The organism is Paractinoplanes lichenicola (genome assembly GCF_016785085.1).
Lineage (GTDB): Bacteria > Actinomycetota > Actinomycetes > Mycobacteriales > Micromonosporaceae > Actinoplanes > Actinoplanes lichenicola.
Genome location: NZ_JAENHO010000007.1, coordinates 405,768 through 431,216, shown reverse-complemented (window position 1 = coordinate 431,216; position 25,449 = coordinate 405,768). Strand labels below are relative to the sequence as shown.

Below are 25,449 nucleotides of genomic sequence, written 5' to 3'. Positions count from 1 at the left end.
AGAAGAGTCATACAAATGTTCGAAGGCGTGGCGGAGGGTGGCGTGATGGCGGGGCTGAGCACCGACGAGCTCGAGGTGATCAAGGATGGGCTGGCCGCCGGGCGTAAGCCGCGGGTGCAGTTCACCGAGGCGGCCGGGCAGATGGCGGGGCAGATCGGGCAGGTGGTCGGTTTGACCGATCCGGCCGTGTCCGACGAGTGGGTGACGGTGCGGTTCGGCCGTGACGAGTTGCCCTTCTCCCCCGGTGACCTGCGGGTCGCGCCGCGGGGCGCGGCCGCGAAGAAGGTGGCTCCCCCGCCGCCCGAGCCTGAGCCGGTCGTGCCCGCGGGTCCGGCGTTCGTGCTCGACCAGCCGGCGCCGGCGAAGGCCGCCCGCAACGGCAAGGCCGCCGCCCCGGCTGCTGCGCCTGCGGAGGAGAACAAGGTCGGCGCGCCCGCGCCGCGAAAGGGTGGGGATGACGTGACGGCGCCTCGGAAACCGGCGGCGCGGGCGGCGAAACCGAAACCGCTGCCCGCGTTGACGGTGACGCTGGCCTACGGCGAGGGCGAGTGGACGGTGGCCGCCTCGCAGGGCGCCAAGTCGCTGGCCAAGCCTTATGTGATCCGCCCGGCCGAGGCGTTGCGGATGGTGGCGCTGGTCGACGTGCCCGGGGTGCACGAGGCGGTCGAGCAGATCATGGCGGCCGAGCGGTCCGAGGCCGAGGAGCAGGCCCGCAAGCTGCGTGAGCAGCTGGCCGAGGTGGAGGCCCGCCTGGCCGAGCTGGGTGAGAAGCCTTAGCGGCGGGGCCGCACCCGGGCCATGTCGATCGTGCGGGTGGTGTCGACGAAGCGCGGGGTCTCCAGTTCGCCCTCGCGCAGCGGCACCAGCGTGTCGTGGATGCCGTCCATGATCAGGCGGGTGCCTTTCATGGCTTGCGCGCCCGCCGTGCCCGAGAGGCTGGTCAGGTCGACCGGGTCGCCGAAGCGCACGTGCACGACCGGGCGGCGCAGCATCGCGCGCAGCAGCGACCGCAGCAGGTGCTTCGGGGTGGTGTAGGGCAGCACGGCGTGGGTGCCCCACTGGGCGACCGGCAGCACGGGCGCGCCTGACATGGCGGCCATGCGGGCGACGCCGGCCTTGCCGCGTTCGGGCCACATCCACGGGTCGAGCCCGATGCGTCCCTCGGGGTAGACGAGCACGAGCGCGCCGTCCTTGAGCGCGCTGACCGCCTCGGGCAGGGCGTCGGCGACCTGGGCGCTGCCGCGGCTGACCCGGATGTGCCCGGCCTTGCGCATGGCCGGCCCGGCGATCGGCGCGTCGAACAACCCGCCGGTGGCCATGATGCGGGGCGCGATCCGCGCCTTGTGGCAGGCGGCGGTCATCACGATGGGGTCGAACGGGCTGATGTGGTTGGCCGCCAGGATCAGCGGTCCCCGCCGCAGCTCGGCCGGGATGTCACCGGACACCCGCAGCCGGCACAGCGGGAACACGACCACCCGGGCCAGGGCGAGCATGAACCGCCACATCAAGGGCGTCGGCTGCGAGGTGCTTTCCATAAGCCGTCAATGATCGCACGACCACCCCGGCCGCCCGGATCGCCCGACCGGCCGGTCTGCGCCACCCGTTGGTAAGGTGACGCCACCTCCGGGAAAGAAGCGTCATGGACGACATCGTCGCCCGCATCCGAGCCAAACTGGCCGCCGCCTGCACAGAGCCTGTTCCCCGCCCGCGAACCGTCGTCCGGGCCCCCGGCGGCCGGCGCCTGGGGGCCGCGCTCAGCGAAGAACGAGTGGCCGCCTACGAGCACTGGCTCGACTCGCTGCCCGACGGCAAGCTGATCCCCGACTTCCGCCACCAGGCTCCCGGCAGCCCGGACGAGCTCGCCGACGTGCTGTCCACCTCCGGTAGTTCCTGCGAGCGGCAGGCCGCTGCCTACACCCTGGGCGGACGCCTCCCGCTCACCGATCGTGCCCGGGAGGCGCTGGTCCGGGCCGTGACCTGCGACCCCGACCGCGGGGTGCGGATGGACGCGATCCGGACCCTGGCCGAGCTCGACGCCGGGGCTGCGCCGGTGCTGGCGTCGGCCCTGAAGGATCCGGACAGTCTGGTCCGGCGCCGGGCGTTGGTCCACCTGCTGCGGGTCAGCGACGACGAGACCACGTACGGGCCGGCCGCCCGGGAACTGTTGCGCGACGAGCACCCGAACGTCCGGATGGCCGCGGCGGACCTGCTCACCCGGGCCGGCTGGGCGGGTGAGCAGTGTCAGGGCCCTCGCAGGATGAACTCTTTGCGGGAGCGGACCGCGGCGAGCACCTCGCGGGGTGCCTTGTCCGGTGAGCCGGCCTGATACGGCGGTTGCGGGTCGTATTCGTGGGCGAGCTGGATCGCCTGGGTCACCGTGTCCCCGGCGATGCGGCCGGCCAGGGTGAACGCCATGTCGAGGCCGGCGGACACCCCGGCCGCGGTCACGTATTTGCCGTCGGTGACGACGCGTTCGGTGACCGGGACGACGCCCAGCGGGGCGAGCTGGTCGTGGGCCAGCCAGTGGGTGGTGGCGCGGCGGCCGGTGAGCAGCCCGGCCGCGGCCAGCAGCAGCGAGCCGGTGCACACCGAGGTGGTCCACGTGCTGGTGGCGTCGACGGCGCGCAGCCAGTCGAGGATCGGGCTGTCGTGCATGTGGGCGCGCTGGCCGGGGCCGCCGGGCACCACCACGACGTCGGGCCGGGTCACCTCGGCCAGGGTGGCGTCGGCGGTCAGGGCCAGGCTGCCGACCTCCGTACGCACCGGTCCACGGCGTTCGGCGGTGAAGACGACCTGCGCTCGGGGCAGGTGGGCGAGGACCTCGTACGGGCCGACCGCGTCCAAGGCGGTGAGCCGGTCGAAGAGCAGCACAGCGATCTGCATGGAACCTCCGGTGGTGGTCGGTCAGCGGAAGCCGGGCTCGGCGACGTCGAGCCAGTGGTCGACGGCGGCCGCGTCGTGGTGGCGGATCGACCAGTCGACCATGCGCAGGCTCATGTGGGCCCAGTACGCGTTGTACCGGTGCGCGGAGACCCCGGCCAGGCGCTGGTCGAGGGGGCCGAGCAGGCCGGGGCCGCCGCCGGTGAGCACGAAGCGGAGGGTGACCAGGTCGAACAGGCGGTCGCCGCGGGTGGCGCCGTCCCAGTCGATCAGGCCGGTGACCCGGCCCTGGGTGTCGACGAGCACGTTGCCGGGGTGGAAGTCCATGTGCACGAGGTCGTCGCCGGCCAGGACCGGGCCGTCGGCGCCGATCCGGTGGATGCGCTCGAGCAGGGCCGCCGTGCGGGTGCTGTGCTCGGCGAGGGGCTGGTGCAGGCAGAAGCCGGGCCCGTCGGCGGTCAGGTGCAGCTCGCCGGGGGTGGGGGCGGGCACGTCGGCCAGCAGCCCGGCCATCCGGTCGTTGATGGCGATCATCTGCCGGACGAGGTGGGCGTCGGGTTTGTGCGGCGGGCTGCCGGGCAGGCGTTGCTGCACGATGACGCGCCGCCCGTCGACGTGGGCGGCCAGCTCGTGCCGGGCGGTCGGCACCCCCGCCTGGCGGGCCCGGTCGACCAGGGGGCCGCTGCGGGAACGGCCCTCGGTCAGCACGGACCGGCGGCCGTCGGGCCAGCGCACGTAGGCCGCGCCGACCTCACCCCCGGCGGCCGGGCCCTCCAGCACCAGCCGCACGCCAGTGATCTCGGCGATGCGTTCGAGGATCAGCGGCGCGTCCAGACGGGCCGATCGCGGCCAGGCGCGACGGACGGCTTCAGTCACTTCGGCCCCCGCCCGGTGACGGCATTTCGCATAGCGCGACGACCCTACCGCCTCGCCGTCACCCGGTGGTGTCAGGCATCCGTCAGCCCGAGCAGGCCGGCGACCCGGTCGGTCAGATCGGTTTCGGTCATCCCCGGCTCGACCTCGATCGCCGGCAGGCCCCGCTCGCGGGTCTCGGCGCGCAGCCGGTCGGTGAACATGCGGTCGCGTTCGAGCAGCCCGGCCAGGGCCCGCGGCGGGTCGGTCGTGCGGGCGGCGAGCTGCCACGTGGAGCCGCGGCTGTCGAACGCGGCCCGCCGGAACTCGGGTGTCGGCAGCAGCCAGACCGCTCTGGCCGGCTGCGGCACGAGGGCGGGCAGCAGCCGGAACCCCTCGGCGATCACCGGCTTCGGGTGGTCGCGGAGGTCGTCGAGGATCAGGTCGAAGCCTTCGCCGCGGAACCAGTGGAACGTCTCCAGCATGGTCGAAGGCGGTCGCAGCCACCGCTCGTCCATGGACATTCTCATGAATGCCGCGAGCTGGGGGCAACTACGCGGATCGGCCCGCGCGGCGTGCTCGCGCATCACGGCGTCGGTGTCGTACAGGCCCAGCCCGTGCCGGCCGGCCAGCGCCCGGGCGATGGTACTTTTGCCCGCGCCACTGCCACCGCCGATCCAGAACACCCCGTCGAGTCCCCTGTGGATAACTTCCGCGGGATTTGACAAGCCCGGCGTAGGGTGGTGGTCCCCCGGTGGGCGGGCCCGGTTCACGGTGTGTTTCACGTGATCACAGGGTAGTGCGGAACCTGTCGTACCCCCACGGCAAGATGGCCGGCATGAGTGCGATTCCCCCGAGACTGACCGTCGTGACCCTCGGCGCCCGTGACATGAGCAGCCTGCGCGCCTTCTACAGCCGGCTCGGCTGGCCCGAGCGGGAAGGCTCGAGCGACGAGTTCTCCTCGTTCCTGCTCGGCGGGGTGCTGCTGGCCCTCTATCCGATCGGTGAGCTGGCCGCCGAGGCCGTTCCCGGGCCACCGGGCGAGCTCGGCGCGTGGAACGGGATCAGCCTGGCCTGCAACGTGGACTCCCGCGACGACGTCGACCCGGCGTATCGGGCCGCCCTGATCGCCGGGGCGACCGCGGTGGCCGAGCCCGTCGACCGGCCCTGGGGCGGCCGTTCGGGCTACATCGCCGACCCCGAGGGCAACCGGTGGGAGATCGCCTGGAACGGTGACGCGGTCTTCGACGAGCGGGGCGCGCTAGTGAAGTTCTGAGGTCAGGAAGTCGTAGGCGCGGGCCCGCATCGCCGGGGTGAAGACGTGCCCGCCGTCGTAGAGGGCGAGCTCGGCCCGGTCCCCGGCGACCTCCCGCGCCCCGCGGCTCCACTTGTCGCCGGTGGTGGCCGAGATGAGCAGTGAGGTCGACGACGGGTAGGCGGCGAGCACGTCCTCCAGGTCGTGGGCGGCGGCGAAGCCGGGCACCACCGTCTCGGCCTGCACACCCGTGTCGTGGGTGGCCGACAGGCGGAACGGGATGCAGCCGCAGTTCGACACCGACGCCACGATCCGCGGGTCGAACGCCGGCGCCCACAGGGCCATCCGCCCGCCGTACGAGTGGCCGAGGAACCCGATCCGGGCCGCGTCGACCTCGACCCGGGTCTCGAGATAGTCCAGGGCGGTCGAGATGTCCCGCAGGCACGCCGCCAGCAGCGTCTCCCCGCGGACGAGCCGGGTCGACAGCTCCCACCACGACACGTTGCCCGCGCCGTCCGGGCTCCAGTTGCGTTCCTCGAACCCGAGAGCGTCGGGCGCGATCGTCACGAACCCGCGCCCGGCCAGCTCCGCCGCGTACGCCTGGTCCGGGTGGCCGCGCAGCCCCACCACCTCGCTCTTGCCCAGGTCGAACTGCCCGGCGTGCTGGTGATGGCAGAACACCGCCGGCGCCGGCCCGGTCAACCCCTTCGGCACACACACGTAGGCCGGGATCCCCGCGTAAACGACCTTCTCCCGCGTGTACGGTCCGCAGTCGACGCTCTCCAGCACGCGCGGCTCGAGCACAGGTCGGGGTGGCCACGGCCCGAGCAGCCGCTTCCAAGGTGCGTCCATGAGCGATCATGCTGGCATGCGCCTGCCACCCCTGCCCGCCCCCGCCCCGCCGCTGACCCCCGAGCAGATGGCGCACCGGGCCGTCGGCAACCGCCCCGCCGAGGTCACCAAACCCATCACGATCAGCCCGTACGATCCCCGCTGGCCCGCCCGCTACGACACGGAAGCGGCGAAGATCCGGAACGCGCTCGGCCCCCGCGCCCTGACCGTCGAACACATCGGCTCCACGGCCGTACCCGGGCTGCCCGCCAAGGACCGCGTCGACATCGACCTGATCGTGGCCGACCCCGCCGACGAGGACGCGTACGTGCCCGCCCTGGCCACAGCCGGGTACACGCTGCGCACCCGCGAACCCCACTGGTACGAGCACCGCGGCCTGTGGAACGACAATCACGACGTCACCCTGCACGTGTTCGGCCCCGGCTGCGACGAGCACCTGCGCCACCTGATCCTGCGCGACTGGCTGCGCACCCACCCCGCCGACCGGGACACGTACGCCGCCGCCAAGCACGCCGCGGCCGCCGCCCACCCGATGTCGATGGCCAACTACGTGCACGCCAAGGCCGCCGTCATCGTCGACATGCTGCGCCGGGCGGGCCTCCAAGCCGGGTAACGCCCGAGGCTCAGCTGCGGCTGCCCTCAAACCTCGATGACGTCCGGGAACCTCAGCGCCGCCCAGAACGAACCGGGGTCGGTGACCAACGCCCGCGACCATAGCCAGCACGTCATCGCCATCCCATGGGTGCCGACCACCAGCGCACGGCCCGCGGCCAGCTCGGCGTGGCGGGCGAGCGCGGCCTCGAAGCGGGCCACCACCGCGGCGTGCGGCTCCCAGCCCGGATGCGGCAACCCTTCCACGTACGCGCGGGCGCGCTCGCGGTGGTCGTCGCGCCACTCGTGCGGCCGGCGCACCTCGTCGAAACCCGCGTCCTGGGGCAGCGGCCGATCGAAGGACAGCGTCTGGGCGGCCTTGGTCTCGCTGCTGGCGACCAGGTAGGCGCCGCGCGGCAAGGCAGAAGAGCCGGGGCGAGCGGGATGGTCGCGGGGCGGCGAGGAGAGGGAGACCGGGGCGGCCAGGCGCCAGCGGTGGGGTGGGATCGCCGGGTCGGTGACCGGCATGGCGTGCCGCACGAGGATCAGCCGGACGGGCTCGGTGGCGGCCGAGCCGGAGCCGAGGCGGATCAATGGGAGCGGGGCGGGGCGCCGCGCTGACGCAGGTACGCCAGGACGGCCTCTCGGGTGGTGCGCACCCCGAACAGGGCCCGCGCCTCGGCGATGCGCCGGTTCGCGGTGCGCAGGGACAGGAATTCGGCGGCGGCGGCCGCGGCGATGGTGTCGCCCGCCGCGAGCCGGTCGAGCAGGGCCCGCTGCTCGGGCACCAGGTCGGCCACGGCGTTGTTGCCGTCGACCGGTTCGGCCGCGCCGTGCTGCACCGGGCCGAGCCGGGCCAGGTCGTCGATCAGGGCCCGGCCCAGCGGCGACTCGACGTCGCAGACGGCGACGATCCCGGCGCCGCGGGCCGCGGCCAGCACGGCCAGTTGCAGGGTGTCGGGGTCGCCGATACGGCCGTGCAGCACCAGGCGGCTGCCGGTGACGTCCCAGGCCGGGTCGGGCAGGGCGAAGCCGTCGCGGGCCACCCAGCCGTCGCGGGTGAGCCGTCTCAGCACGGTGTCGGCGTCGCCGGCGTTGGCGACGACGTGGCGGGGAGCGTCGGGCTGTCTGGTCACCGGCCATCCTTGAGCGTGTCAGACATGTCATCGGGTGAGAGATGGGTGAAGGCCAGGGCGGCGGCTTCCGTTCGGGTCCGGGCGCCGAGCTTGCGCATGCCGGCGCGAATGTGGGTGTCGACCGTCTCGGCGGAGATGCCGAGCTGGCCGGCGATCCGGCGAGTGGGTTCGCCGGCCGCGACCAGCCGCAGGACGTCGGTCTCACGGCGGGTCAGTTGCTGCCCGGAACGGGGGCTGCGGGTGTCGCGGTGCACGTTGTGGCGGCGCAACCCGCGGCGGGCCCGGCCGGCCAGCACGGTCAGCCCGGCCGCGTCGGCCAGTTGCTCGGCCGACAGCAGCGCCGCGACGGCCCGCGCCGCGTCGGTGTCGGTCACCCCGGCGGCGATCAGGCACCGGATGCGCTCGCGCAGGGCGATCGTCTTCCAGCCCTCGGCGGCGGCGGTGAAGCCGGTGCCGGTGGCCCAGGCGGTCAGCGTACGCCGGGCGGCCGCGGGAAGCCCGCCCGGAATCGGCGGCGCCGACAGGTCACCCAGGTCGTGCGCGGCCCACCGGGCGGTGATCGCGTGCAGCCCGGCCAGCAACCCGTCCACCTCGGACGGGCCACCCAGCGCCCGGTCCGGTTGCCCGTCGAGCCACGCCGTCTCCTGCGCCACCCACGCCGCCGCCGGATGCGCGGGCGCGGCATCCAGGTGGGCGCGGGCCGCGGCGAGCAGCCCGGTGTCGGCCTCGATCAGCGCCGTCGCGGCGATCGCATAGCCGCGAGCCTCGTCGGGCAGGGCCCGGTCGGCCAGGTTGGACGCCCGGCGCAGAACCCCGTCAGCCCCGTCCCAGGCGCCACCGCCGGAGGCAGCGGCCCCGGAGACGGCATCAGAGGGAGCAGCCGCGTAGAGGCCGGGCGAGGAAGCCGCGACCCCCGAGACGGCGCCCCCGGAGGCTGCGCCATGGGAGGCCGCAACGCCGGACGAAGTGGCCGCGGGGTCGACCACGGAGCCCTCGATCGAACCCCGCAACGCCAGCGCCCAATCGGCCGCCGCCGTGAACCGGGTCTGCCACCCATAAGCAAGGGCGTCCCCGCTCTCGCGCGCCGCGGCCAGCGCCACATCGGCCGACTCGCTCAGGCGCCCGTCCGCGGCCAGCTGCTCCACGAGCAGCCACGCCGACCACCGCCCTATCAGCGGGTCCGCCGACCGGGCCGCGTCGGCCAGGGCCGCATCCCACCCGGGCGCCCGCAGCCGGGCCTGCACCGCGGCGAGGGCGGCCGCCACTCCCGGCGACGGGTGCGGATGCCGCGCGGCGACCTTGCCCGCGAGGTCCTGCGCCCCTGACGGGTCCGAAGCCAGCTCGGCCAGCAGCAACACCCGGTCTCGCCCGGCGAGCACCGGCCCGGTCGCGGCGTCGGGCACTGCCCGTACGGCCGTACGGGCCGCCACATAGTCGCCGGCCTGCAGCAACGCCTCACCCCGGAGCACGTCGGCCTCGGGTCCCAGCGGCTCGGGCGCCACCAGCACCCGGGCCGCGGCCGAAGCCTGCCCAGCGGTCAGCAACGCGTCGGCCGCCGCCAGCCGCACCCGGGGGTCGATCGCCACGTCCAGCTCGCAGGCGAACAGCAGCAACGCCGCCCGGTCGCCACCGGAGGTCTGGTCCGCTGCCACCAGGGCCCGCCGGTGCGCCCCGACCAGGTCGCCGGCCGCGGCCAGATGCCGGGCCGCCTCCGCCGGTGGGGTCAGCTCGGCCAGCCGAGTGTGCAGCTCAACCCGGGCGGCCGCGTCGAGCAACCCGGCCGCTGTCTCCGCCACATACGTCGACACCGGCACCAGTTCATCTCCGCCGGGATAAGAAGCGCCAGGAGGGGAAGTGGCGGCGGAGGGGGTGGTGGTAAAGGGGGTGCCAGGAGAGGAAGTGCTAGTAGAGGCGCCGGCGAAGGAAGCGTCAGCGGAAGAAACGCCGGGAGAAGAGATGGCGGGAGAGGAAGCGCCCGCAGATGAAGCGCCGGCGGAGTGAGTGCTGGCGGAGGCGGTGGAAGAGACGCCGGTGACCAGGCCGGCCGCGAGCAGGTCGGTTGCGCCCGGCCCGAGCAGCGCCGCCGGGGCGGGCCGACCCAGCAACCCAAGCGCGGCCAGCGCCGTACGGGCCGGCCGAGGCAGATCGGCCAGCGCGGTCGCGATCGCGTACGCCACCTGGTCGATGCCCTGCCCCGCCGCCGGTTTCGCTGTGGCCGCCTGCCGGGCCAGCGCCGTCACCGCGAGCGGGTTGCCCCCGGCCCGGTCGACCACCGCTTCCAGCACGGCCTGCTCAAGGTTGCCCGCGCTGCGCCGGGCCAGCTCGAGCGCGGCGTCACGGGTCAGCGGCGGCACTTCCACCCACGCCGTGGCGGCGGCCCGCAGCGCGTCCTGCGCGGCGCCCGGCAGCCGGTGCGGGGTGCGCAGCGCGACCAGCACCCGGCAGTGCGCGGCCAGCAGCGGCAGCGCGGCCAGGGTGGCCGCGTCCGCGTACTGGATGTCGTCGAGGACCAGCAGCCCGGCCCGCACCCGCGAGCGCACGGCCTCGGCCAGCAGGTGCACGTCGTGGGCGGGCAGCCGGGCCCGCACCGCCCGCGACAACGCGAGCGCGGGCACGGTCTGCAGCATCGCCAGCCCGCCGCCGCTGTGCACCGGGCCCGGCGCGGCGGCCGCGAGCTCGCGCAGCGCCGTGCTGCGCCCGCAGCCGGGCGGGCCGGTCAGCACGACAAGACCGGGACGGTGCAGCATGGCGGCGGCCTGATGCAGCGCTTCCGCCACCTGGTCCCCTTCCCCCGAGATCACTTCGGTGTGCGTGGCACGAACACGGGATCCCCTGCTCGTGCGCTGTCCGTAGGCTGGACCCGCGGCGGGCGACCTTGAGGCCCGCCCCTTTTCGCGATGGGGAGGGTCTCAGTGACACCGGCCGTGGTCAGCACATTCTCCCCGACAGTGTGCCTGGCTGACGAGTCATGGTGAGCGGCCCGCTGAGCGCCAGCGTAGCGACGCTCTGTGACGAAATGGCATCGCGGGTCGGTTCAGAGGCCGGTGGCCAGCTCATTCAGATCCGTGACCGTCTCGGCGAGCCGTTACGCGTTGCGATCGCCGGCCGCCTGAAAGCCGGAAAGTCGACACTCGTCAACGCGTTGATCGGGCGCCGGGTGGCCCCGACCGCCGTCGGCGAGTGCACCCGGGTGGTCACCCGCTTCCGGTACGGGCCGGCCGACCGGGTCGACGTGGTGTGCCGCGACGGCGAGCGCAAGAGCCTGCCGCTCGACGACGACGGGATGATCCCGCAGCGGCTCGGGGTGCCCGCCTCCCGCGTCGCGTATGTCGACGTCACCCTGACCAGTGAGAAGCTGCGCGACCTGACCGTGGTCGACACCCCCGGCCTGGCCTCGACCGACACGGTGGTCAGCGCCCGCGCCGAGGAGGCCGTGGGCACCTCGACCGCCCCGTTCGACGCCGACATCGACGCCGACTCGGCCGGGGAGGTCGCCGCGGCCGAGGCCGTCGTCTACGTGTTCACCCAGGCGGTGCGGGCCGACGACGTACGGGCGCTGGAAGCTTTCCGCGACGCGTCGGCCCGGCTCGCGTCCACCCCGATCAACGCGCTCGGCGTGTTCGGCAAGGCCGACACCCTGGTCGGCGGGGCCGGCGACCCGTGGCCCGTCGCCGCGCCGCTGGCCGAGCAGCAGGCCGCGCTGCTGGCCCGTACGGTGTCCGACGTCGTGCCGGTGGTCGGGTTGCTGGCCGAGACCGGCGAGTCGGGGCGGCTCACCGGCGCCGACCGTGACGCCCTGCAGCGCCTGGCCGAGCTGCCCGCCGCCCAGCTGAAGATCATGCTGGCGTCGGTCGACCTGTTCCGCAGCCGGCCCGCCCCCGTCGACCCCGAGCACCGTGAGCGGCTGCTGCAGCTGCTCGACCTGTACGGCATCGGGTTCGCCCTGGCCCAGCTGGCCGCCGACCCGCGCGTGTCCACCGGCGAGCTGGTGCGCCGGCTGGTCGCCGCGTCCGGGTTCCCGCGGCTGCGGCACACCCTGGAGGAGACGTTCCGGTGGCGCTCCGACGCGATCAAGGCCGGGTGGGCGTTGTCGCGGCTCGAGCGCCTGGCCGGGCACACCCGCGACGAGGGCGACCGCGAGAGGCTGCGCGACGGGGTCGAGCGGCTGCTGCGCAACCCCGCCTACCACCGGCTGCGGCTGCTCGACGCCGCCCAGCGGGTCGCCACCGGCGCGGTGCCGCTGCCGAGGGAATGGGAGCAGGAACTGACCCGGCTGGCCACCTCGGAGGATCCGCGCTGGATCCTGCGGCTGCCCGAAGCCGGCGTCGACGAGCTGGCCACCGCCGCCGTCGCCGCGGCGAACCGGTGGCGGGTCTACGCGGTCGCCGGCGCCGGCCCCGCCCAGTCCCGCGTCGCCCAGGTCGCCCAGCGCGGCTTCCACATCCTGGCCCAGCAGGTGCGCGCATGAGCACAGACCTGACGCCGTTGCTTGACCGCACGGTGAACGACACGTTGGCGTACGTGCGCACCCACGACCCCGACGCCGGGGCCGAGCTGGCCGAGCTGCGCCGCCGCCGGCTCACCCGCCCCGAGGTCGTGGTGGTCGGCGAGACCAAACGCGGCAAGAGCTCCCTGATCAACGCCCTGCTCGGTGTGCCCGGCCTGTCCCCGGTCGACGCCGCCGTCGCCACCGCCACCTACCTGCAGTTCGTGCCCGGCGAGCAGCTGAGCGCGCGGGCGTGGCTGCCCGGCTCGGCCGACCCCGTCGTGATCGACAGCCTGGCCGAGTGGGCCACCGGCGCCCAGCGGGCCCGTCGCATCGAGGTCACCCACCCGGCGCCGATGCTGCGCTACGTCAGCCTGCTCGACACTCCCGGCGTGGGCGGGCTCGACCCGGCGCACACCGCCGTCGCCCTGGCCGCGGTCGACCGGGCCACGGCGCTGCTGTTCGTCGCCGACGCGTCGGCCCCGCTGTCGCAGCCCGAGCTCGATTTCCTGGTCGCCGCCAGCGAACGCGTCGACTCGGTGGTGTTCGCCCTCACCAAGATCGACGGGTTTCCGGGGTGGCGGCGCATCCTCGACGACAACCAGGCCCTGCTGCGCGCGCACGCCCCCCGGTTCGCCGAGGCGTCCTGGTTCGCGGTGTCGTCGGCGCTGGCCGAGCTGGCCGTGCAGGCGGGCCCCGACGATCAGGCCGCCCTGGTCGACGCGTCGAAGATCGCCGAGCTGCAGCACGCGCTGGTCGAGCTGGCCGGGCGGGGGCATCAGCTGCAGCTGGCCAACGTGCTGAGAGCTGCCCGCGGCGAGCTGGCCCGTCTGGAGGAGTCCGCCCAGGATTCCGTACGGGCGGTGGAGGCCGACCCGGTGCGCACCGCGCAGATCCGCGCCGAACGAGCCGCCCTGGCCGCCCGCAAGCGCACCGAGTCGCGGCAGTGGACGCTGCTGCTGTCCACCGAGACCCAGCGGGCCCGGGTCGAGACCGTCGGGCAGCTACGCACCCGGATCGCCGCCGTGCAGCAGGAGTTCAGCGAGCGCATCGACAAGGGCCGCGGTGAGGTGCTGGCCCAGCTGCCCGAGCATCTCGACGCCGAGCTGCAGGCCGTCGCCGTGCAGCTGTCCGAGCAGCTCGAGACCACGTTCGCCGCCGTCGGGGAGAAGGTCCTGGCGTCGGTGTTCGACGAGTCCGAGCGGGCCGCCATGCTGGGCCGGCTCAACGCGACCCTGCGCCACGCCATGGACGCCAGCCCGCCGCGCGACGGCTCCGCCGACAACCTGCTGATCGCCCTGTCCGCGGGCGGTATCGCCTTCATGGCCGGCCGGGGCGCGATGCTCGGCGCGTCCGTGCTGGCCGTCGGGGGCGGCCTGCTCATCCCGGTCGCCGGGATCGGGCTGGGCCTGGCCGCCGGCGGGTATGTGTTGTATCGCCGGCGGGTGCAGACCGACCGGCAGCAGGCCCGGATCTGGCTGCGGGACGTGCTCGGCGAGGCCCGGGCCGCGCTGGCCGACGAGATCGCCAACCGTTTCACCGACCTGCAATACGCCCTGTCCGTCGCCGTCGACGACGCCGTCGAGAAGCGGCTCAAAGACCTGGACGCGCACATCGCCGAGATCGACGCCGCCGCCGCCGAGGACGCGGCCGGCCGGTCGAAGCGGCGCGCCGGAGCCCAGCAGGAGCTGGACGCCGTACGCGCGAAGCTGCGCGCCGCCGATGCGGTGCTGGCCAAGGCCCGGGCGCTCACGCCCGTGCCGCACGACGAGGAGAACCGATGAGCGACCACCACGACTTCGGCGACCACGAAGACTTCCCGATCTTCGACACGCCCGACGGGCACGACACGCACGACGACTTCAGTCACCTGGTCGACCCCGTGTCGTACGAGGACCAGCACTTCGACACGCCGGAGTTCCACGTGCCCGAGGTGCACCACGAGGAGGTCGTGCCCGACGACCCGCTGCCGGTCGAGGACCACGCGGCGGCGCTCGACATCGCCGCCGACGACCCGCTCGACGTGTTCCCGCCCGCGGTCGACGTCGGTGAGCTGCCCGAACCCGTCGACGGTTTCCCCTGGATCGACACGGGCAGCCTCGGTGTGGTGCCCGCCGCCGCCCTGGCCGAGACCCCCGAGCCCGTACGGGCGGAGGAGCTCGCCGAGTACGCCGGTGTCGACCTGCCCCCGGCCCAGGACCCGTGGGCCGCCCTGGCCGACGCGGAGGACCCGGCCACCAGCACCCTGGCCCGCTGGTGGCAGGAAAACTGAGTATCCGGCCTCTCCCTTTCGGTCGGAGTCAGATGGCATAGTTCCGTCTCGCCACGCCACGAGACCTGGAGCCGACCACATGGCCGCACCCGGCACCGCCCTGCCTCCCGCCACCGCGCGCCGGGAGCGTACGGGCTGGTATTTCTACGACTGGGCCAACTCGGCCTTCTCCACGACCGTCCTGACCGTCTTCCTCGGCCCGTTCCTGACCACCACCGCCGAGATCGCCGCCGGCTGCCCCCTGGGCACCGACGACTGCACCGGCCGGGTCCACCCGTTCGGCCTCACCATCGCCGCGGGCTCCTTCTACCCGTACGTGGTCTCCTTGTCGGTGTTCCTGACGGTGTTCGTGCTGCCGATCATGGGGGCGATCGCCGACCGCGCCCCGCGCAAGAAGCCGCTGCTGGCCGGGGCGGCGTTCCTCGGCGCGGCCGCCACCATCGGCATGGTGTTCGTGACCGGCGACCGTTATCTGCTGGGCGGGCTGCTGTTCCTGATCGCCAACATCGCGTTCGGCGCCGCCGTGGTGGTCTACAACTCGTTCCTGCCGCAGCTGGCCGGCCCCGACGAACGCGACAAGGTGTCCAGCCGCGGCTGGGCGCTGGGCTATCTGGGTGGCGGGCTGCTGCTGGCCGCGAACCTGGTCGCCGTGATGATCCTGTCGATCGACGGCGACGATCAGCGCACCATGGACATCGCCCGGTTCTGCATCGTCAGCGCCGGTGTGTGGTGGGCCGTGTTCACCCTGATCCCGCTGCGCTGGCTGCGTGAGCACCCCGCCACCGGCGCCGCGGTCGACGCGCGCGGCAACGTGCTGACCGACGGGTTCAAACAGCTCGGCCACACGCTGCGCAACCTGCGGGCGTACCCGCTGACGTTGTTCTTCCTGCTGGCGTTCCTGGTCTACAACGACGGCATCCAGACCGTGATCGCCCTGGCCGCCCAGTTCGGCAGCGAGGAGCTCGACCTCACCCAGTCCACGCTGATCGTGACCATCCTGATCGTGCAGTTCCTCGCGTTCGGCGGGGCGCTGATGCTGGGCGCGCTGGCCGCGCGGATCGGCGCCCGCAAGACGATCCTGCTCAGCCTCGCCCTGTGGCTGGTCGTGATCGCCGCCGCGTACTGGCTGCCGGCCGGTCAGCCGCTGCCGTTCATGCTGCTCGGCGCGGGCATCGGCATCGTGCTCGGCGGCAGCCAGGCGCTCAGCCGCAGCCTGTTCTCCCAGCTCATCCCCGAGGGCAAGGAAGGCGAGTACTACGGCTTCTACGAGATCAGCGACAAGGGCACCAGCTGGCTCGGCCCGCTGCTGTTCGGTGTGATCTTCCAGCTCACCGACAGCTACCGGCTCGGCATCATCAGCCTGGTCGTGTTCTTCGTCGCCGGCGGCATCCTGCTGGCCCTGGTGCCGATCCGCCGCGCCATCACCGCCGCCGGCAACACACCCCCCACACTGATCTGATGCAGATCGTCATCGACCCCGGCTCGGCCACACCTCCGTACGAGCAGGTGCGGTTGCGCATCGCCGAGCTGGCCGCGGGCGGGCAGCTGGCGGCAGGTCAAAAGCTTCCCCCCGTACGGGTCCTGGCCGCCGAGCTGGGGCTGGCGGCGAACACGGTGGCTAGGGCGTACCGGGAGCTCGAACTGGCCGGTCTCGTGGAGACGCGGGGCCGGCTCGGGACGGTCGTCACCGCTCGCGCGGCGGGCACCTCGGCCCAGGCGCAGAAGGCCGCCGCCGCGTACGCGGAAAGGGTGAAGGCTCTGGGGGTGCCGCCCGAGACGGCGCTGGCGCTCGTGCGGGCGGCCCTGGAGCTTTAGAGGCCGTGGGTGTGGCCCAGCTCGGTGTGCACGTCGCCGGGCCGGGCGAACCACGGCGGGCCGTCCGGGTCGGCGGTCGTCTCGATCCGCAGCTTCGTCAGCCCGCCCACCTCGGGCAGCTCGTCCGGCGCGAACCAGCCCACCTCGAGCGACTCGTCACCGTCCGGGCGGGCCTCACCGCCGACGGCGCGGCAGCGGAACCAGACGGCCAGGTATTCGCACTGGTCGCCGTTCGGGTATTGCGCGGCGTGCATGGCGACCCCGCCGAGCCGCTCGATCTCCGCGACGACCCCGGTCTCCTCGAAGATCTCCCGCAGGGCCGCGTCGGCCGGCTGCTCCCCCGGGTCGATCATGCCCGCGGGCAGCGACCACCGGCCGTTGTCGGACCTCTTGAGCAGCAGGATCCGGCCGTCGGCGTCGCGTACGACCCCGCTGGCCCCGGGCAGCAGCAACAGGTCGTGACCGACGTGGGCGCGCAGCCCGGTGATGTAGGGAGAGATCGGCATGCGCCCACGCTGTCACAGAACCACAAGCCCCGGTGACGCAGGTGCATGACAGCGACCTCGAACGTGATCGTGATCGGTGGCGGCTACGCGGGTGTGATGGCCGCCAACCGCCTGACCCGCCGCGCCGGCGTGCGGATCACTTTGATCAACGCGCAGCCGGTGTTCGTCGAGCGGATCCGGCTGCACCAGCTCGTCGCGGGCACCGCCGCCGCGACCGTCGGCTTCGCGAAGATCCTTTCCCCCCGCGTACGGGTGGTGGTCGGCGACGTCACCACCGTCGACGCCGCCGCCAGGACCGTCACCCTGGCCACCGGCGCCACGCTCGGCTACGACTACCTGGTGTACGCCGCCGGCAGCACCGGCGCGGCCCCGCCCCACGCGTTCTGCGTCGCGTCGCTGGCCGAGGCGCAACGCCTGCGCGCGGCCGGGCCGGCGGCGGTGACCGTGGCCGGGGCGGGCCCGACCGGCATCGAGACCGCCGCCGAACTGGCCGAGCAGGGCCGCCCGGTGACGCTGATCGGCGAGCTCGGCCCCTACCTGCACGAGCGCGGGCGCCGCACGGTGGCCGCGACCCTGACCCGGCTCGGCGTGTCCCTGGTCGACGCCCGGGTCGCCGCGGTCGGCCCCGCCACGGTGGAGCTGGCCGACGGCCGGGTGCTGCCGAGCCCGGTCACCGTGTGGGCCGCCGGTTTCCGCGTGCCGGACCTGGCCACTCGCAGCGGCCTCGCCGTCGACCCCGGCGGCCGGTTGCTCACCGACGAGACCCTGACCAGCGTGACCTCGTCGCGCATCGTCGCCGCCGGGGACGCGGCGGCACCGTCCGGGCGGCCGCTGCGGATGAGCTGCCAGGCCGCGGGCCCGCTGGGCGTGGCCGCCGCGGACACCGTCCTGGCCCGCCTCGCCGGTGCGGACCCGCGCCCGTTCGTGGCCGGTTTCCTGGGCCAGTGCATCAGCCTGGGCCGCCGGTCCGGCATCTTCCAGTTCGCCCGCCGCGACGACCGGGCCGTCGGCGCGCACGTCGCGGGCCGCGCCGGGGCCGTCCTGAAGGAGTTCGTCTGCCGCGGCACGGTCTGGCAGCTCACCCTGGAGGCCCGCCACCCCGGCGCCTACCGCGTCCCGTCGTGGGCCGGTGACCCGGCCCGGGCCCGCCTGCTGGCCGCGGCGCAGCCCGCCTAGATCGGGCGGCTGCCGGCGGACTCGATCGTCTCCGGGGCCTCGCCGGTGCGGGTGAGGTCGCGCGGCTCGGCGTGGTCGTAGCGCAGCGGGTCGGCCGGGGGCGGGTGCTCGTCGAGGTGGCGGGCCAGTTTCTCGCCCTCGACGTCGACGTCGGGCAGCACCCGGTCGAGCCATCCCGGCAGCCACCACGCGGCCTTGCCGACCAGCAGCATCACGGCCGGCACGAGGATCATCCGGACCACGATCGCGTCGAACAGGATGGCCACGCCGAGCCCGAACCCGATCGACTTGATGATCGCCTCGGGGCCGAGCATGAACCCGAAGAACACACTCATCATGATCAGCGCGGCGGCGGTGACGACCCGGGCGCCGTGCCCGAAACCGGAGACCACGGCCTGCCGGGCCGGGGCGCCGTGCACGAAGTCCTCCCGCATGCGGGTCACCAGGAACACCTGGTAGTCCATGGCCAGGCCGAACACGATGCCGATGAGCAGGATCGGCAGGAAGCTGATGATCGGCCCGGTCTGAGTGATCCCGAGCAGCCACGCCTGCCACCCCCACTGGAACACCGCCACCAGCGCGCCGAACGTGGCCGCCACCGACAGCAGGAACCCGAGAGTCGCCTTCAGCGGGACCAGCAGGGAGCGGAACACCAGGGCCAGCAGCACGAACGCCAGCCCGACGACCAGGGCCAGATAGGGCAGCAACGCGCCGGACAGCTTCTCGCTGACGTCCACGTTGATCGCCGTGGTGCCGGTGACCCCGAGGACCCCGGAGGTGTTGCGGAGCCGGTGCACGAGGTCCTCGGTGGCGGCGTCCTGCGGCCCGGTCGTCGGGATGACGGTCAGGATCTCGGTGTCGCCGGCCTCGTTGGTGGCCGACGGGACGACCATGGCCACCCCGGCCAGGCCCTCGACCGAGGTGCCCGGGGTGGCCAGCACGGTCAGCGGCCCGTTGAACCCGGGCCCGAACCCGTCGGTGAGCAGGTCGTACGCGCGGCGGGGGCTGGTGTCGGCGGCCGCGCTGCCGTCGGTGGGCAGGCCCAGGCGCAGGTCGTGCGCGGGGATGGCGACGACGCCGAGCCCGATGACCGTGGCCAGCAGCGCCACGACCGGGCGGCGGGCGATCAGCCGCACCCACCACACCCCGAACGCGGGCTTGCCGAGCCGGTCCCGTACGGGCGCGGGGTTGATCCTGTGGCCGGCCACGGCGAGCAACGCCGGCAGCAGGGTGAGCGCGATGACGACGGCCACCGCCACGGTGCCGGCCGCGGCCACGCCCATCTGGGTCAGGAACGGGATGCCGGCCACGGCCAGCCCGGCCAGCGCGATGATCACGGTGAGGCCGGCGAACACGACGGCGTTGCCCGCGGTGCCGGCCGCCCGCCCGGCCGCGTCCATCCGGTCGCGGCCCAGCGCCAGCTCGATGCGGTAGCGCGACACGATGAACAGGGCGTAGTCGATGGCCACGGCCAGGCCCAGCATCATGGCCAGGGAGCTGGTGGTGCTGGACAGGTCGGCGAACCGGGTGGCGATGCCGATCCCGGCGAACCCCAGCGCCACCCCGATGATCGCGGTCAGCAGCGGCAGCCCGGCCGCGGCGGGCGAGCGGAACGTGGCGATCAGCACCAGGGCGGCCACGATGAGCCCGACGACCTCGCCGACCGGGGCGTGCCCGGAGCTCTGCACGGCGTCCCCGCCGACCTCGGCGATCAGCCCGTCCGCGCGGGCGAACATGAGCACGTCGTCCAGCCCCTGACGGGCCGCGCCGGTCAGCTCGGCCGCCGGGACGGTGAAGGTGACCTGGGTGTAGGCCACCGAGCCGTCCGCGTTGGGGGCCAGCCCGGTGACCGAGGCGACCTGCGGCAGTCCCTTGAGCGAGTTGACCGCCCGGTCGACGGCCTCCTGGTTCAGCCGGGTGTTGTTGCCGGGCTGGGAGAACACGACCCGCGCGGTGGCCCCCGACGCCTGCGCGCCGGCCTGCGGGAACCGCTCGGCCAGCAGGTCGATGGCCTGCTGGGCGGGCGTGCCGGGAATGCTGAACGCGTCGCTGGTCGGCTTCTGCAGCAGCGCCATGCCCGCCAGCGCGGCGACCAGCACACCGGCCCAGGCCCCCAGCACCGCCCAGCGGTGGCCGAAGCAGAACCGGCCGACCCGGTAGAGGAATGTAGCCATGGCTTCACGTTCCTCGACTTCGGCCCCGCTCACTGCCCGTTTGGCCGGTTCGGTCCGCCGCGGCCGCCGGGAACCTCCCAAACCGCCCCAAAGTCTCTTTGCCCCGGCCGGGTCTAACCGCCGCGGGTGACCAGGGTGGTGTGGTAGACCGAGCGTTTGGGCGGGGTGTCGGCGCCGGTCATCCGGGCGAACAGCAACTCCGCGGCGTGCGCGCCGAACGCGCCCGCGTCATAGGTGACCAGTGTGATCGGGTGCGGCAGCAGGTCGGCGAACTCGATGTCGTCGAAGGCGGCCACCCCGACCCGCACGCCCCGCACGGCGTGCAGCACTCCCACGCACATGCGGTTGTTGTCGGCGAAGAACGCGTCCGCGTCGCCGAGCAGGCCCGTGGCGGCGGCCCGGGCGTCGTCGACGGTGTGCGCGTTGAGCCGCACCAGCGCCGGGTCGTAGGGCAGCCCGGCCCGTTTGAGCGCCTGCTTGTAGCCGGCCAGCCGGGACTTGCCGGTGCCGACCGACGGATCCCCGCCGACGTAGGCGACGCGGCGGTGGCCCTGGGCGAGCAGGCTCTCCACGGCCCGGCGGGCGCCGCCCTGGTTGTCGAGCACCACCGCGTCGGCGGGCACCCCGGCCGGCGTCCGGTCCAGGAACACCATCGGCGCCCACCGGTTCAGCTCGGCGTGCAGGTCGCGCTGGGGGTGCGCGGTCGGCACCACCAGCACCCCGTCGACCCGGCGGCGCAGCACCAGGTCGCGCAGCAGGTCGCGTTCGCGGTCGTAGCTCTGCCGGGTGCTGGCCACTACGAGCATGTGCTGGTGGCGGCGGGCCACCTCCTCCGCGCCGTCGGTGACCGCCGACCAGAACGGGTTGACCGCGTCCTCGATGACCAGCGCGACGGTGTTGGTGGTCTGCCCGGGGCGCAGCGACCGGGCCGCCGCGTTGCGCTCGAAGCCGAGCTCGGCGATGGCCTGTTCGACGGCGGCGCGGGTCTCCTTCCGGATGTAGCGCTCGTTGTTGACCACGCGCGAGACCGTCGCGGGGCTCACCCCGGCCGCCCGCGCGACGTCGTGCATCGTGGGCCGCCGGTGCGCCAACGTCCGCTCCTTCAAGCTCGGGCCGTCATAACTGTTGCGCGGTGAAGGCTATCTGATTACGTTTTCAGAGAACGTTTACAGAGACGATACTCAATGGATCTTGTGATCGCGAGAGGAGTCCTGATGCGGCCCAAACTCGTTCTCGCCGCGCTCACGGCGCTGACCCTGACCGTGGCCTCGGCCGGCTGCGGCGGGTCGGACAGCGGCGGTGACGACGACAAGACGATCACCGTCGCCTACCAGAAGTTCGGCACGTTCATCCAGCTCGACCAGCAGTTGCAGGACGTCAAGAAGGAGTACGAGGCGGCCCACGCCGGGTACACGGTCGAGCTGGTGCCGATCGAGGCCTCCGAGAACGACTACTACACCAAGCTGTCGCTGATGAACCGCTCCCCCAAGACCGCCCCCGACGTCATGTACGAGGACACGTTCCTGATCAACACCGACATCCAGGCCGGGTTCCTCGCCCCCATCGACGAATACCTGAACGGCTGGGCCGACTGGGCCCAGTTCACCGACGCCGCCAAGGCCGCCGGCAAGGCCCAGGACGGCAAGACGTACGGGGTGCCGATGGGCACCGACACCCGCGCCCTCTGGTACGACAAGACGGTCTTCGCCAAGGCCGGCATCGCCGAGCCGTGGGAACCCAAGAGCTGGGACGACGTGCTCGCCGCGGCCCGCACCATCAAGCAGAAGGTGCCCGGGGTGACCCCGCTCAACGTCTACTCAGGCAAGGGCGCCGGCGAGGGCGCGACGATGCAGGGCTTCGAGATGCTGCTGTACGGCACCAAGCACACCCTCTACGACGACGCGCAGAAGAAGTGGATCGTCCAGAGCAAGGGCTTCACCGACGCGCTCACCTTCATCAAGACGATCTTCGACGAGAAGCTGGCGCCGGACCCGCAGGACGCCCTCGACCCGAACTGGGGCACGAAGGTCAACACCGAGCTGTTCCCCACCGGCAAGCTCGGCATCAGCCTCGACGGCTCCTGGGTCAGCAGCACCTGGATCGACAGCGGCAGCAAGCCGTGGCCGGACTGGAGCAAGAAGCTCGGCTACGCCGCGATGCCCACGCAGACCGGGGAGGCGCCCGGCAAGACCAGCATGTCCGGCGGCTGGCTGCTCTCGGTCGGCGCCAACGCCGGCGACAAGAAGGCCTCGTTCGACTTCGTCAGCACGATGCTGAACAAGGAGAACACGCTCAAGTACGACATCGCGGCCGGGCAGATCGCCGAGCGCAAGGACGTGGCCGCCGACCCGCGTTACCTGGAGTCCAACCCGTCGCTCGAGTTCTTCACCGACCTGGTCGAGGTCACCCATTTCCGGCCCGCCTACCCGGACTACCCGAACGTCTCCAACGCCATCCAAGTCGCCATGGAGGCCGTGATGACCGGTCAGGCCCCGGTCGACGAGGCCGCCAAGACGTTCGCCGAGCAGGTCACCTCGGCCGTCGGCGGGCCCGACAAGGTGACCAGCGCCTCATGACGACCGCCACCGCACCGCGGGCAGCCCGGATCGGGGCGTTCGCCCCGGCCCTGCTGCTGCTCGCGGTGTTCTTCGCCGGACCGCTGATCTGGGCCGTCTACAGCGCGTTCACCGACGTCGCGCTGACCGGCTCGGCCGACGTCAACTTCATCGGGGCCGACAACTTCGTCACGATGTGGAACGACGCCCAGTTCTGGAACTCGCTGTGGCTGACCCTGGTCTTCGTGGTCGGCTCGGCCGTCATCGGGCAGAACACGCTGGGCCTGCTCATCGCGCTGCTGCTGCGCGGCCGCAACCCGGTCGCCCGGGGCCTGGTCAGCGGCCTGGTGATCAGCGCCTGGACGGTGCCCGAGGTGGTGGCCGGCTTCTGCTGGTATTCCTACCTGCACCGCGACGGCACGCTCAACGGCATCCTGGGCTGGGGCGGGCTCGACCAGAACTGGCTCTACACCACGCCGATGCTGGCGGTCATCCTGGCCAACGTGTGGCGCGGCACCGCGTTCTCCATGCTGGTCTATCAGGCCGCCCTCAACGACGTGCCGCCCGAGCTGCACGAGGCCGCGGCCGTCGACGGGGCGTCGGCGTGGCAGCGGCTGCGGTCGGTGACCCTGCCGCTGATCCGCCGGTCCATCGTCACCAACCTGATGCTCATCACCCTGCAGACCCTGGCCGCGTTCGGCCTGATCTACGTGATGACCAAGGGCGGGCCCGGCACCAAGAGCTCGACCACGCCGATCTACATGTATCAGGAGTCGTTCCAGTTCTACCAGCTCGGCTACGGCACCGCGATGGCCCTGGTCCTGCTGGTCATCGGCGCGATCTTCTCGCTGATCTACGTCCGGCTCATCAAGGTGGACAACCTGTGACCGGCGCCCGCCGCGGCCCGATGCGGCTCGCTGTTTACCTCGTGCTGGCCCTGGTCGCCATCTCGTTCTTCCTGCCGTTCCTGTGGCTGGTCGTCGCGTCGATCCAGCCCGGCGCGGCCCTGTCGGCCGACATCACCTGGGAGTTCTCGTTCCGCAACTTCGCCGACGTGCTGACCGTCGACACCATCTTCCGGCCCGTGCTCAACTCACTGATCATCTCGGGCGGGACGGCCCTGCTCACGGTGTTCGCGGCGACCCTGGCGGCGTACCCGCTGTCGCGATACCGCTCCCGTTTCGGCCGGATCTTCCTGTATGGCATCCTGTTCTCCACCGGGCTGCCCATCACCGCGGTCATGGTGCCCGTCTACACCATGTACAGCCAGTTCGAGCTCACCGACTCGGTGCCCGCGCTGATCCTGTTCATGGCCGCGTCGTCGCTGCCGTTCGCGATCTGGATGATGAAGAACTTCATGGACTCGGTGCCGGTCGAACTGGAGGAGGCGGCCTGGACCGACGGCGCGGGCTGGCTGCAGTCGCTGCGCCGGATCATCCTGCCGCTGATGATCCCCGGCCTCACCGTCGTGTTCGTCTTCACCTTCGTCACCCAGTGGGGCAACTTCTTCGTCCCGTTCATCCTGCTGCAGAGCCCCGACAGCCAGCCCGCGTCGGTCACCATCTACACGTTCTTCTCCACCTACGGCCAGGTCGCCTACGGCCAGCTGGCCGCGTTCGCCATCCTCTACACCCTGCCGGTGGTGCTGCTCTACACCGCCATGTCCCGCGTCTTCGGCGGCGCGTTCAGCCTCACCGGAGCCGTCAAAGGCTGAGTGTCCGCGCGGCATTGGCCTCGAACTGGTCGTTGAGGGCGTCGGCGCGACCCTGGTTGATCACGTCGGCGTCCTGCTCCCACAACCGCGGCAACTCGACCGACACGGCGTGGTGGCGGGTCGCCCACGACGCGGTGGCGAAGACCGACCCCTGTACGTCATCCGCCCCCTCCTGGATCTTGGGGAGGGTCGCCGTCTGGAACTGCACCGGATGCCCCGCCTGGGCGGCTGTGGTCATGTGGTCGTACATCGACTGGTAGTCGGGCCGGTTCTGCGCCGGCTCGCTGCCCACCCAGTGCGCGCTCAAAGAGTTGTTCGCCCAGACCCCGTACGGGCCCATGGTGTCCTTCTGGTGATCCATGAGCTCGATCGTCGTGTCCGGGGAGACCTTCAACGCGCCGGAGCCGTCGAGCGTCTGCCACGGGTTGTACGCCACCGACGCCGTGATGCCATGCGGCGAGAGGACCCGGTCGTGGGCGGCCATCGCCCACTTCAACGCGTTCTGGTCCTTGGCGTCCGTGTAGCCGGCGCACCGTGCGGTGGTCCGGTTGGCCGCCACCCCGAACTGCTTGACGCACGGCTCCGCGAACAGGGTGCAGGTCGCCGACACCGTCACCTCGGCCCACCGCGGCCGCCCCGCCAGCTCCTCGGCGACCGCGGACAACCAGCCCTCGTACGCGGTGAGGAATTCAGGCTGCCACCACCGCGGGACGGTGTAGGTCTTGGTGGCGTCGTCCGGGTCCACCCAGCCGGTCATGGGACCCTCGCCGAGCTGCAACGCCCAGTCCGGCGACTCCACCCCGGCCACCAGGCGCAGCTTCAGGAACGGATAGTCCTCGGCGGGGGTGTCCGCCTGCGCCTCAGCCTGGTCGAGCGCGTCCGTGGCTGCTTCACTGAGGGCCGCGCCCTGCGCCAGCTGCGCTTCTTTCCAGTTCAGCCGCAGCACCAGCCCCCGCAGCCGATCCCTGTTGGCCTGCCGCACCAGATGATCCTCACGCGCCAGCAACCCGGCCACCCGCCCCCGCGGCGGCCCTGCGACAGCCGCGGCCCCGGCCGGCGCACCTCCCAGCCCGGCCCCCACGAACGGCAACCCCGCAGCAAGCATCAAAACCCCACGACGACGCATGCCCGGACGCTACCAGTCCACAGCAGACGGTGAGGGGCCCGGAATTGTCGGTGGGGCTG

General features: G+C 72.9%; 25 protein-coding genes. 13 read left to right on the top strand and 12 right to left on the bottom strand.

Annotated features, from left to right (window positions below):
• The first annotated feature begins 15 nt into the window (after positions 1-15).
• Positions 16-777, top strand: a complete 762-nt coding sequence (locus tag JKJ07_RS26335; RefSeq protein WP_438871443.1) for a hypothetical protein — start codon at positions 16-18, stop codon at positions 775-777.
• Here JKJ07_RS26335 and JKJ07_RS26330 read toward each other — a convergent pair.
• Entirely contained in the window at positions 774-1,535 is a 762-nt protein-coding gene (locus JKJ07_RS26330; RefSeq protein ID WP_236029872.1) for a lysophospholipid acyltransferase family protein, read from the bottom strand. The genes JKJ07_RS26335 and JKJ07_RS26330 overlap by 4 nt on opposite strands.
• A 104-nt stretch (positions 1,536-1,639) precedes the next feature.
• On the opposite strand from JKJ07_RS26330, the gene JKJ07_RS26325 reads away from it, so the two are divergent.
• Positions 1,640-2,326 carry a HEAT repeat domain-containing protein gene (locus JKJ07_RS26325; RefSeq protein ID WP_202994439.1) on the top strand — a complete coding sequence of 229 codons (687 nt, stop codon included), beginning with the start codon at positions 1,640-1,642 and terminating at the stop codon, positions 2,324-2,326.
• Here the strand turns inward: JKJ07_RS26325 and JKJ07_RS26320 are convergent.
• The 3 genes from JKJ07_RS26320 to JKJ07_RS26310 all read right to left on the bottom strand — a co-directional run bounded on the left by JKJ07_RS26320 (position 2,242) and on the right by JKJ07_RS26310 (position 4,418).
• Positions 2,242-2,883 carry a DJ-1/PfpI family protein gene (locus JKJ07_RS26320; protein WP_202994438.1) on the bottom strand — a complete coding sequence of 214 codons (642 nt, stop codon included), beginning with the start codon at positions 2,881-2,883 and terminating at the stop codon, positions 2,242-2,244. The genes JKJ07_RS26325 and JKJ07_RS26320 overlap by 85 nt on opposite strands.
• A 21-nt stretch (positions 2,884-2,904) precedes the next feature.
• A complete protein-coding gene (locus JKJ07_RS26315) occupies positions 2,905-3,756 on the bottom strand; it encodes a phosphotransferase family protein (protein WP_202994437.1) in 852 nt (283 codons plus the stop codon).
• Between the two features lie 71 nt (positions 3,757-3,827).
• A complete protein-coding gene (locus JKJ07_RS26310) occupies positions 3,828-4,418 on the bottom strand; it encodes a hypothetical protein (protein ID WP_307834414.1) in 591 nt (196 codons plus the stop codon).
• A 152-nt stretch (positions 4,419-4,570) separates the two neighbouring features.
• Here JKJ07_RS26310 and JKJ07_RS26305 point away from each other — a divergent pair, with 152 nt between their 5' ends.
• The gene (locus JKJ07_RS26305; RefSeq protein ID WP_202994436.1) at positions 4,571-5,008 is read left to right on the top strand and encodes a VOC family protein; all 438 of its coding nucleotides are present in this window, start codon (positions 4,571-4,573) and stop codon (positions 5,006-5,008) included.
• Here the strand turns inward: JKJ07_RS26305 and JKJ07_RS26300 are convergent.
• Positions 4,994-5,839: a dienelactone hydrolase family protein gene (locus JKJ07_RS26300; RefSeq protein ID WP_202994435.1), complete on the bottom strand. Its 846-nt coding sequence runs from the start codon at positions 5,837-5,839 to the stop codon at positions 4,994-4,996. The genes JKJ07_RS26305 and JKJ07_RS26300 overlap by 15 nt on opposite strands.
• On the opposite strand from JKJ07_RS26300, the gene JKJ07_RS26295 reads away from it, so the two are divergent.
• Positions 5,838-6,452, top strand: coding sequence for a GrpB family protein (locus JKJ07_RS26295; protein ID WP_202994434.1), 615 nt, complete (start codon positions 5,838-5,840; stop codon positions 6,450-6,452). The two genes, JKJ07_RS26300 and JKJ07_RS26295, sit on opposite strands and share 2 nt — an antisense overlap.
• 26 nt (positions 6,453-6,478) lie before the next feature.
• On the opposite strand, the gene JKJ07_RS26290 is transcribed toward JKJ07_RS26295, so the two are convergent.
• The 3 genes from JKJ07_RS26290 to JKJ07_RS26280 are packed head-to-tail and all read right to left on the bottom strand — an operon-like array spanning position 6,479 to position 10,343.
• Entirely contained in the window at positions 6,479-7,024 is a 546-nt protein-coding gene (locus tag JKJ07_RS26290) for a histidine phosphatase family protein (RefSeq protein WP_202994433.1), read from the bottom strand.
• Positions 7,021-7,566, bottom strand: a complete 546-nt coding sequence (locus JKJ07_RS26285) for a LuxR family transcriptional regulator (protein ID WP_202994432.1) — start codon at positions 7,564-7,566, stop codon at positions 7,021-7,023. Before JKJ07_RS26285 ends, JKJ07_RS26290 begins: the two co-directional genes overlap by 4 nt.
• On the bottom strand, positions 7,563-10,343 hold the full coding sequence (locus JKJ07_RS26280) for a LuxR C-terminal-related transcriptional regulator (RefSeq protein ID WP_307834413.1): 2,781 nt from the start codon (positions 10,341-10,343) through the stop codon (positions 7,563-7,565). The genes JKJ07_RS26285 and JKJ07_RS26280 overlap by 4 nt, the downstream gene beginning before the upstream one ends.
• Before the next feature lie 239 nt (positions 10,344-10,582).
• Between JKJ07_RS26280 and JKJ07_RS26275 the strand changes: the two genes are divergently transcribed.
• From JKJ07_RS26275 to JKJ07_RS26255, 5 genes are all read left to right on the top strand, one after another.
• A complete protein-coding gene (locus tag JKJ07_RS26275) occupies positions 10,583-12,034 on the top strand; it encodes a dynamin family protein (RefSeq protein WP_236029871.1) in 1,452 nt (483 codons plus the stop codon).
• On the top strand, positions 12,031-13,836 hold the full coding sequence (locus JKJ07_RS26270) for a dynamin family protein (protein WP_202994430.1): 1,806 nt from the start codon (positions 12,031-12,033) through the stop codon (positions 13,834-13,836). Before JKJ07_RS26275 ends, JKJ07_RS26270 begins: the two co-directional genes overlap by 4 nt.
• The gene (locus JKJ07_RS26265) at positions 13,833-14,324 is read left to right on the top strand and encodes a hypothetical protein (protein ID WP_202994429.1); all 492 of its coding nucleotides are present in this window, start codon (positions 13,833-13,835) and stop codon (positions 14,322-14,324) included. Before JKJ07_RS26270 ends, JKJ07_RS26265 begins: the two co-directional genes overlap by 4 nt.
• Before the next feature lie 79 nt (positions 14,325-14,403).
• Positions 14,404-15,783: an MFS transporter gene (locus tag JKJ07_RS26260; protein WP_202994428.1), complete on the top strand. Its 1,380-nt coding sequence runs from the start codon at positions 14,404-14,406 to the stop codon at positions 15,781-15,783.
• Positions 15,783-16,139 (top strand): GntR family transcriptional regulator, encoded by a 357-nt coding sequence (locus tag JKJ07_RS26255; protein WP_202994427.1) that lies wholly within the window; start codon positions 15,783-15,785, stop codon positions 16,137-16,139. Before JKJ07_RS26260 ends, JKJ07_RS26255 begins: the two co-directional genes overlap by 1 nt.
• Here JKJ07_RS26255 and JKJ07_RS26250 read toward each other — a convergent pair.
• Complete coding sequence (locus tag JKJ07_RS26250; protein WP_202994426.1) at positions 16,136-16,645, bottom strand: NUDIX hydrolase; 510 nt, start codon at positions 16,643-16,645, stop codon at positions 16,136-16,138. The two genes, JKJ07_RS26255 and JKJ07_RS26250, sit on opposite strands and share 4 nt — an antisense overlap.
• A gap of 45 nt (positions 16,646-16,690) precedes the next feature.
• Between JKJ07_RS26250 and JKJ07_RS26245 the strand changes: the two genes are divergently transcribed.
• A complete protein-coding gene (locus JKJ07_RS26245; RefSeq protein ID WP_202994425.1) occupies positions 16,691-17,821 on the top strand; it encodes an NAD(P)/FAD-dependent oxidoreductase in 1,131 nt (376 codons plus the stop codon).
• On the opposite strand, the gene JKJ07_RS26240 is transcribed toward JKJ07_RS26245, so the two are convergent.
• Positions 17,818-19,995, bottom strand: a complete 2,178-nt coding sequence (locus tag JKJ07_RS26240) for an MMPL family transporter (protein WP_202994424.1) — start codon at positions 19,993-19,995, stop codon at positions 17,818-17,820. The two genes, JKJ07_RS26245 and JKJ07_RS26240, sit on opposite strands and share 4 nt — an antisense overlap.
• A gap of 113 nt (positions 19,996-20,108) precedes the next feature.
• On the bottom strand, positions 20,109-21,086 hold the full coding sequence (locus JKJ07_RS26235) for a LacI family DNA-binding transcriptional regulator (protein ID WP_202994423.1): 978 nt from the start codon (positions 21,084-21,086) through the stop codon (positions 20,109-20,111).
• Positions 21,087-21,209: 123 nt separating this feature from the next.
• Here JKJ07_RS26235 and JKJ07_RS26230 point away from each other — a divergent pair, with 123 nt between their 5' ends.
• From JKJ07_RS26230 to JKJ07_RS26220, 3 genes are read left to right on the top strand one after another with little or no spacing between them, the layout of a single operon-like run.
• Positions 21,210-22,571 (top strand): extracellular solute-binding protein, encoded by a 1,362-nt coding sequence (locus tag JKJ07_RS26230; protein WP_202994422.1) that lies wholly within the window; start codon positions 21,210-21,212, stop codon positions 22,569-22,571.
• Positions 22,568-23,437, top strand: coding sequence for a carbohydrate ABC transporter permease (locus JKJ07_RS26225; RefSeq protein ID WP_202994421.1), 870 nt, complete (start codon positions 22,568-22,570; stop codon positions 23,435-23,437). Before JKJ07_RS26230 ends, JKJ07_RS26225 begins: the two co-directional genes overlap by 4 nt.
• Positions 23,434-24,264, top strand: coding sequence for a carbohydrate ABC transporter permease (locus JKJ07_RS26220; RefSeq protein WP_202994420.1), 831 nt, complete (start codon positions 23,434-23,436; stop codon positions 24,262-24,264). The genes JKJ07_RS26225 and JKJ07_RS26220 overlap by 4 nt, the downstream gene beginning before the upstream one ends.
• Here the strand turns inward: JKJ07_RS26220 and JKJ07_RS26215 are convergent.
• Positions 24,254-25,390 carry a hypothetical protein gene (locus tag JKJ07_RS26215; RefSeq protein ID WP_202994419.1) on the bottom strand — a complete coding sequence of 379 codons (1,137 nt, stop codon included), beginning with the start codon at positions 25,388-25,390 and terminating at the stop codon, positions 24,254-24,256. The two genes, JKJ07_RS26220 and JKJ07_RS26215, sit on opposite strands and share 11 nt — an antisense overlap.
• Positions 25,391-25,449 lie beyond the last annotated feature (59 nt).

Bases quoted from the DNA above. Each gene is read 5' to 3' on its own strand.
- JKJ07_RS26335 (WP_438871443.1), top strand. From the start codon at position 16: ATGTTCGAAGGCGTGGCGGAGGGTGGCGTGATGGCGGGGCTGAGCACC.
- JKJ07_RS26330 (WP_236029872.1), bottom strand. From the start codon at position 1,535: ATGGAAAGCACCTCGCAGCCGACGCCCTTGATGTGGCGGTTCATGCTC.
- JKJ07_RS26325 (WP_202994439.1), top strand. From the start codon at position 1,640: ATGGACGACATCGTCGCCCGCATCCGAGCCAAACTGGCCGCCGCCTGC.
- JKJ07_RS26320 (WP_202994438.1), bottom strand. From the start codon at position 2,883: ATGCAGATCGCTGTGCTGCTCTTCGACCGGCTCACCGCCTTGGACGCG.
- JKJ07_RS26305 (WP_202994436.1), top strand. From the start codon at position 4,571: ATGAGTGCGATTCCCCCGAGACTGACCGTCGTGACCCTCGGCGCCCGT.
- JKJ07_RS26295 (WP_202994434.1), top strand. From the start codon at position 5,838: ATGAGCGATCATGCTGGCATGCGCCTGCCACCCCTGCCCGCCCCCGCC.
- JKJ07_RS26300 (WP_202994435.1), bottom strand. From the start codon at position 5,839: ATGGACGCACCTTGGAAGCGGCTGCTCGGGCCGTGGCCACCCCGACCT.
- JKJ07_RS26275 (WP_236029871.1), top strand. From the start codon at position 10,583: ATGGCATCGCGGGTCGGTTCAGAGGCCGGTGGCCAGCTCATTCAGATC.
- JKJ07_RS26270 (WP_202994430.1), top strand. From the start codon at position 12,031: ATGAGCACAGACCTGACGCCGTTGCTTGACCGCACGGTGAACGACACG.
- JKJ07_RS26265 (WP_202994429.1), top strand. From the start codon at position 13,833: ATGAGCGACCACCACGACTTCGGCGACCACGAAGACTTCCCGATCTTC.
- JKJ07_RS26260 (WP_202994428.1), top strand. From the start codon at position 14,404: ATGGCCGCACCCGGCACCGCCCTGCCTCCCGCCACCGCGCGCCGGGAG.
- JKJ07_RS26255 (WP_202994427.1), top strand. From the start codon at position 15,783: ATGCAGATCGTCATCGACCCCGGCTCGGCCACACCTCCGTACGAGCAG.
- JKJ07_RS26250 (WP_202994426.1), bottom strand. From the start codon at position 16,645: ATGCCGATCTCTCCCTACATCACCGGGCTGCGCGCCCACGTCGGTCAC.
- JKJ07_RS26245 (WP_202994425.1), top strand. From the start codon at position 16,691: ATGACAGCGACCTCGAACGTGATCGTGATCGGTGGCGGCTACGCGGGT.
- JKJ07_RS26240 (WP_202994424.1), bottom strand. From the start codon at position 19,995: ATGGCTACATTCCTCTACCGGGTCGGCCGGTTCTGCTTCGGCCACCGC.
- JKJ07_RS26230 (WP_202994422.1), top strand. From the start codon at position 21,210: ATGCGGCCCAAACTCGTTCTCGCCGCGCTCACGGCGCTGACCCTGACC.
- JKJ07_RS26225 (WP_202994421.1), top strand. From the start codon at position 22,568: ATGACGACCGCCACCGCACCGCGGGCAGCCCGGATCGGGGCGTTCGCC.
- JKJ07_RS26215 (WP_202994419.1), bottom strand. From the start codon at position 25,390: ATGCGTCGTCGTGGGGTTTTGATGCTTGCTGCGGGGTTGCCGTTCGTG.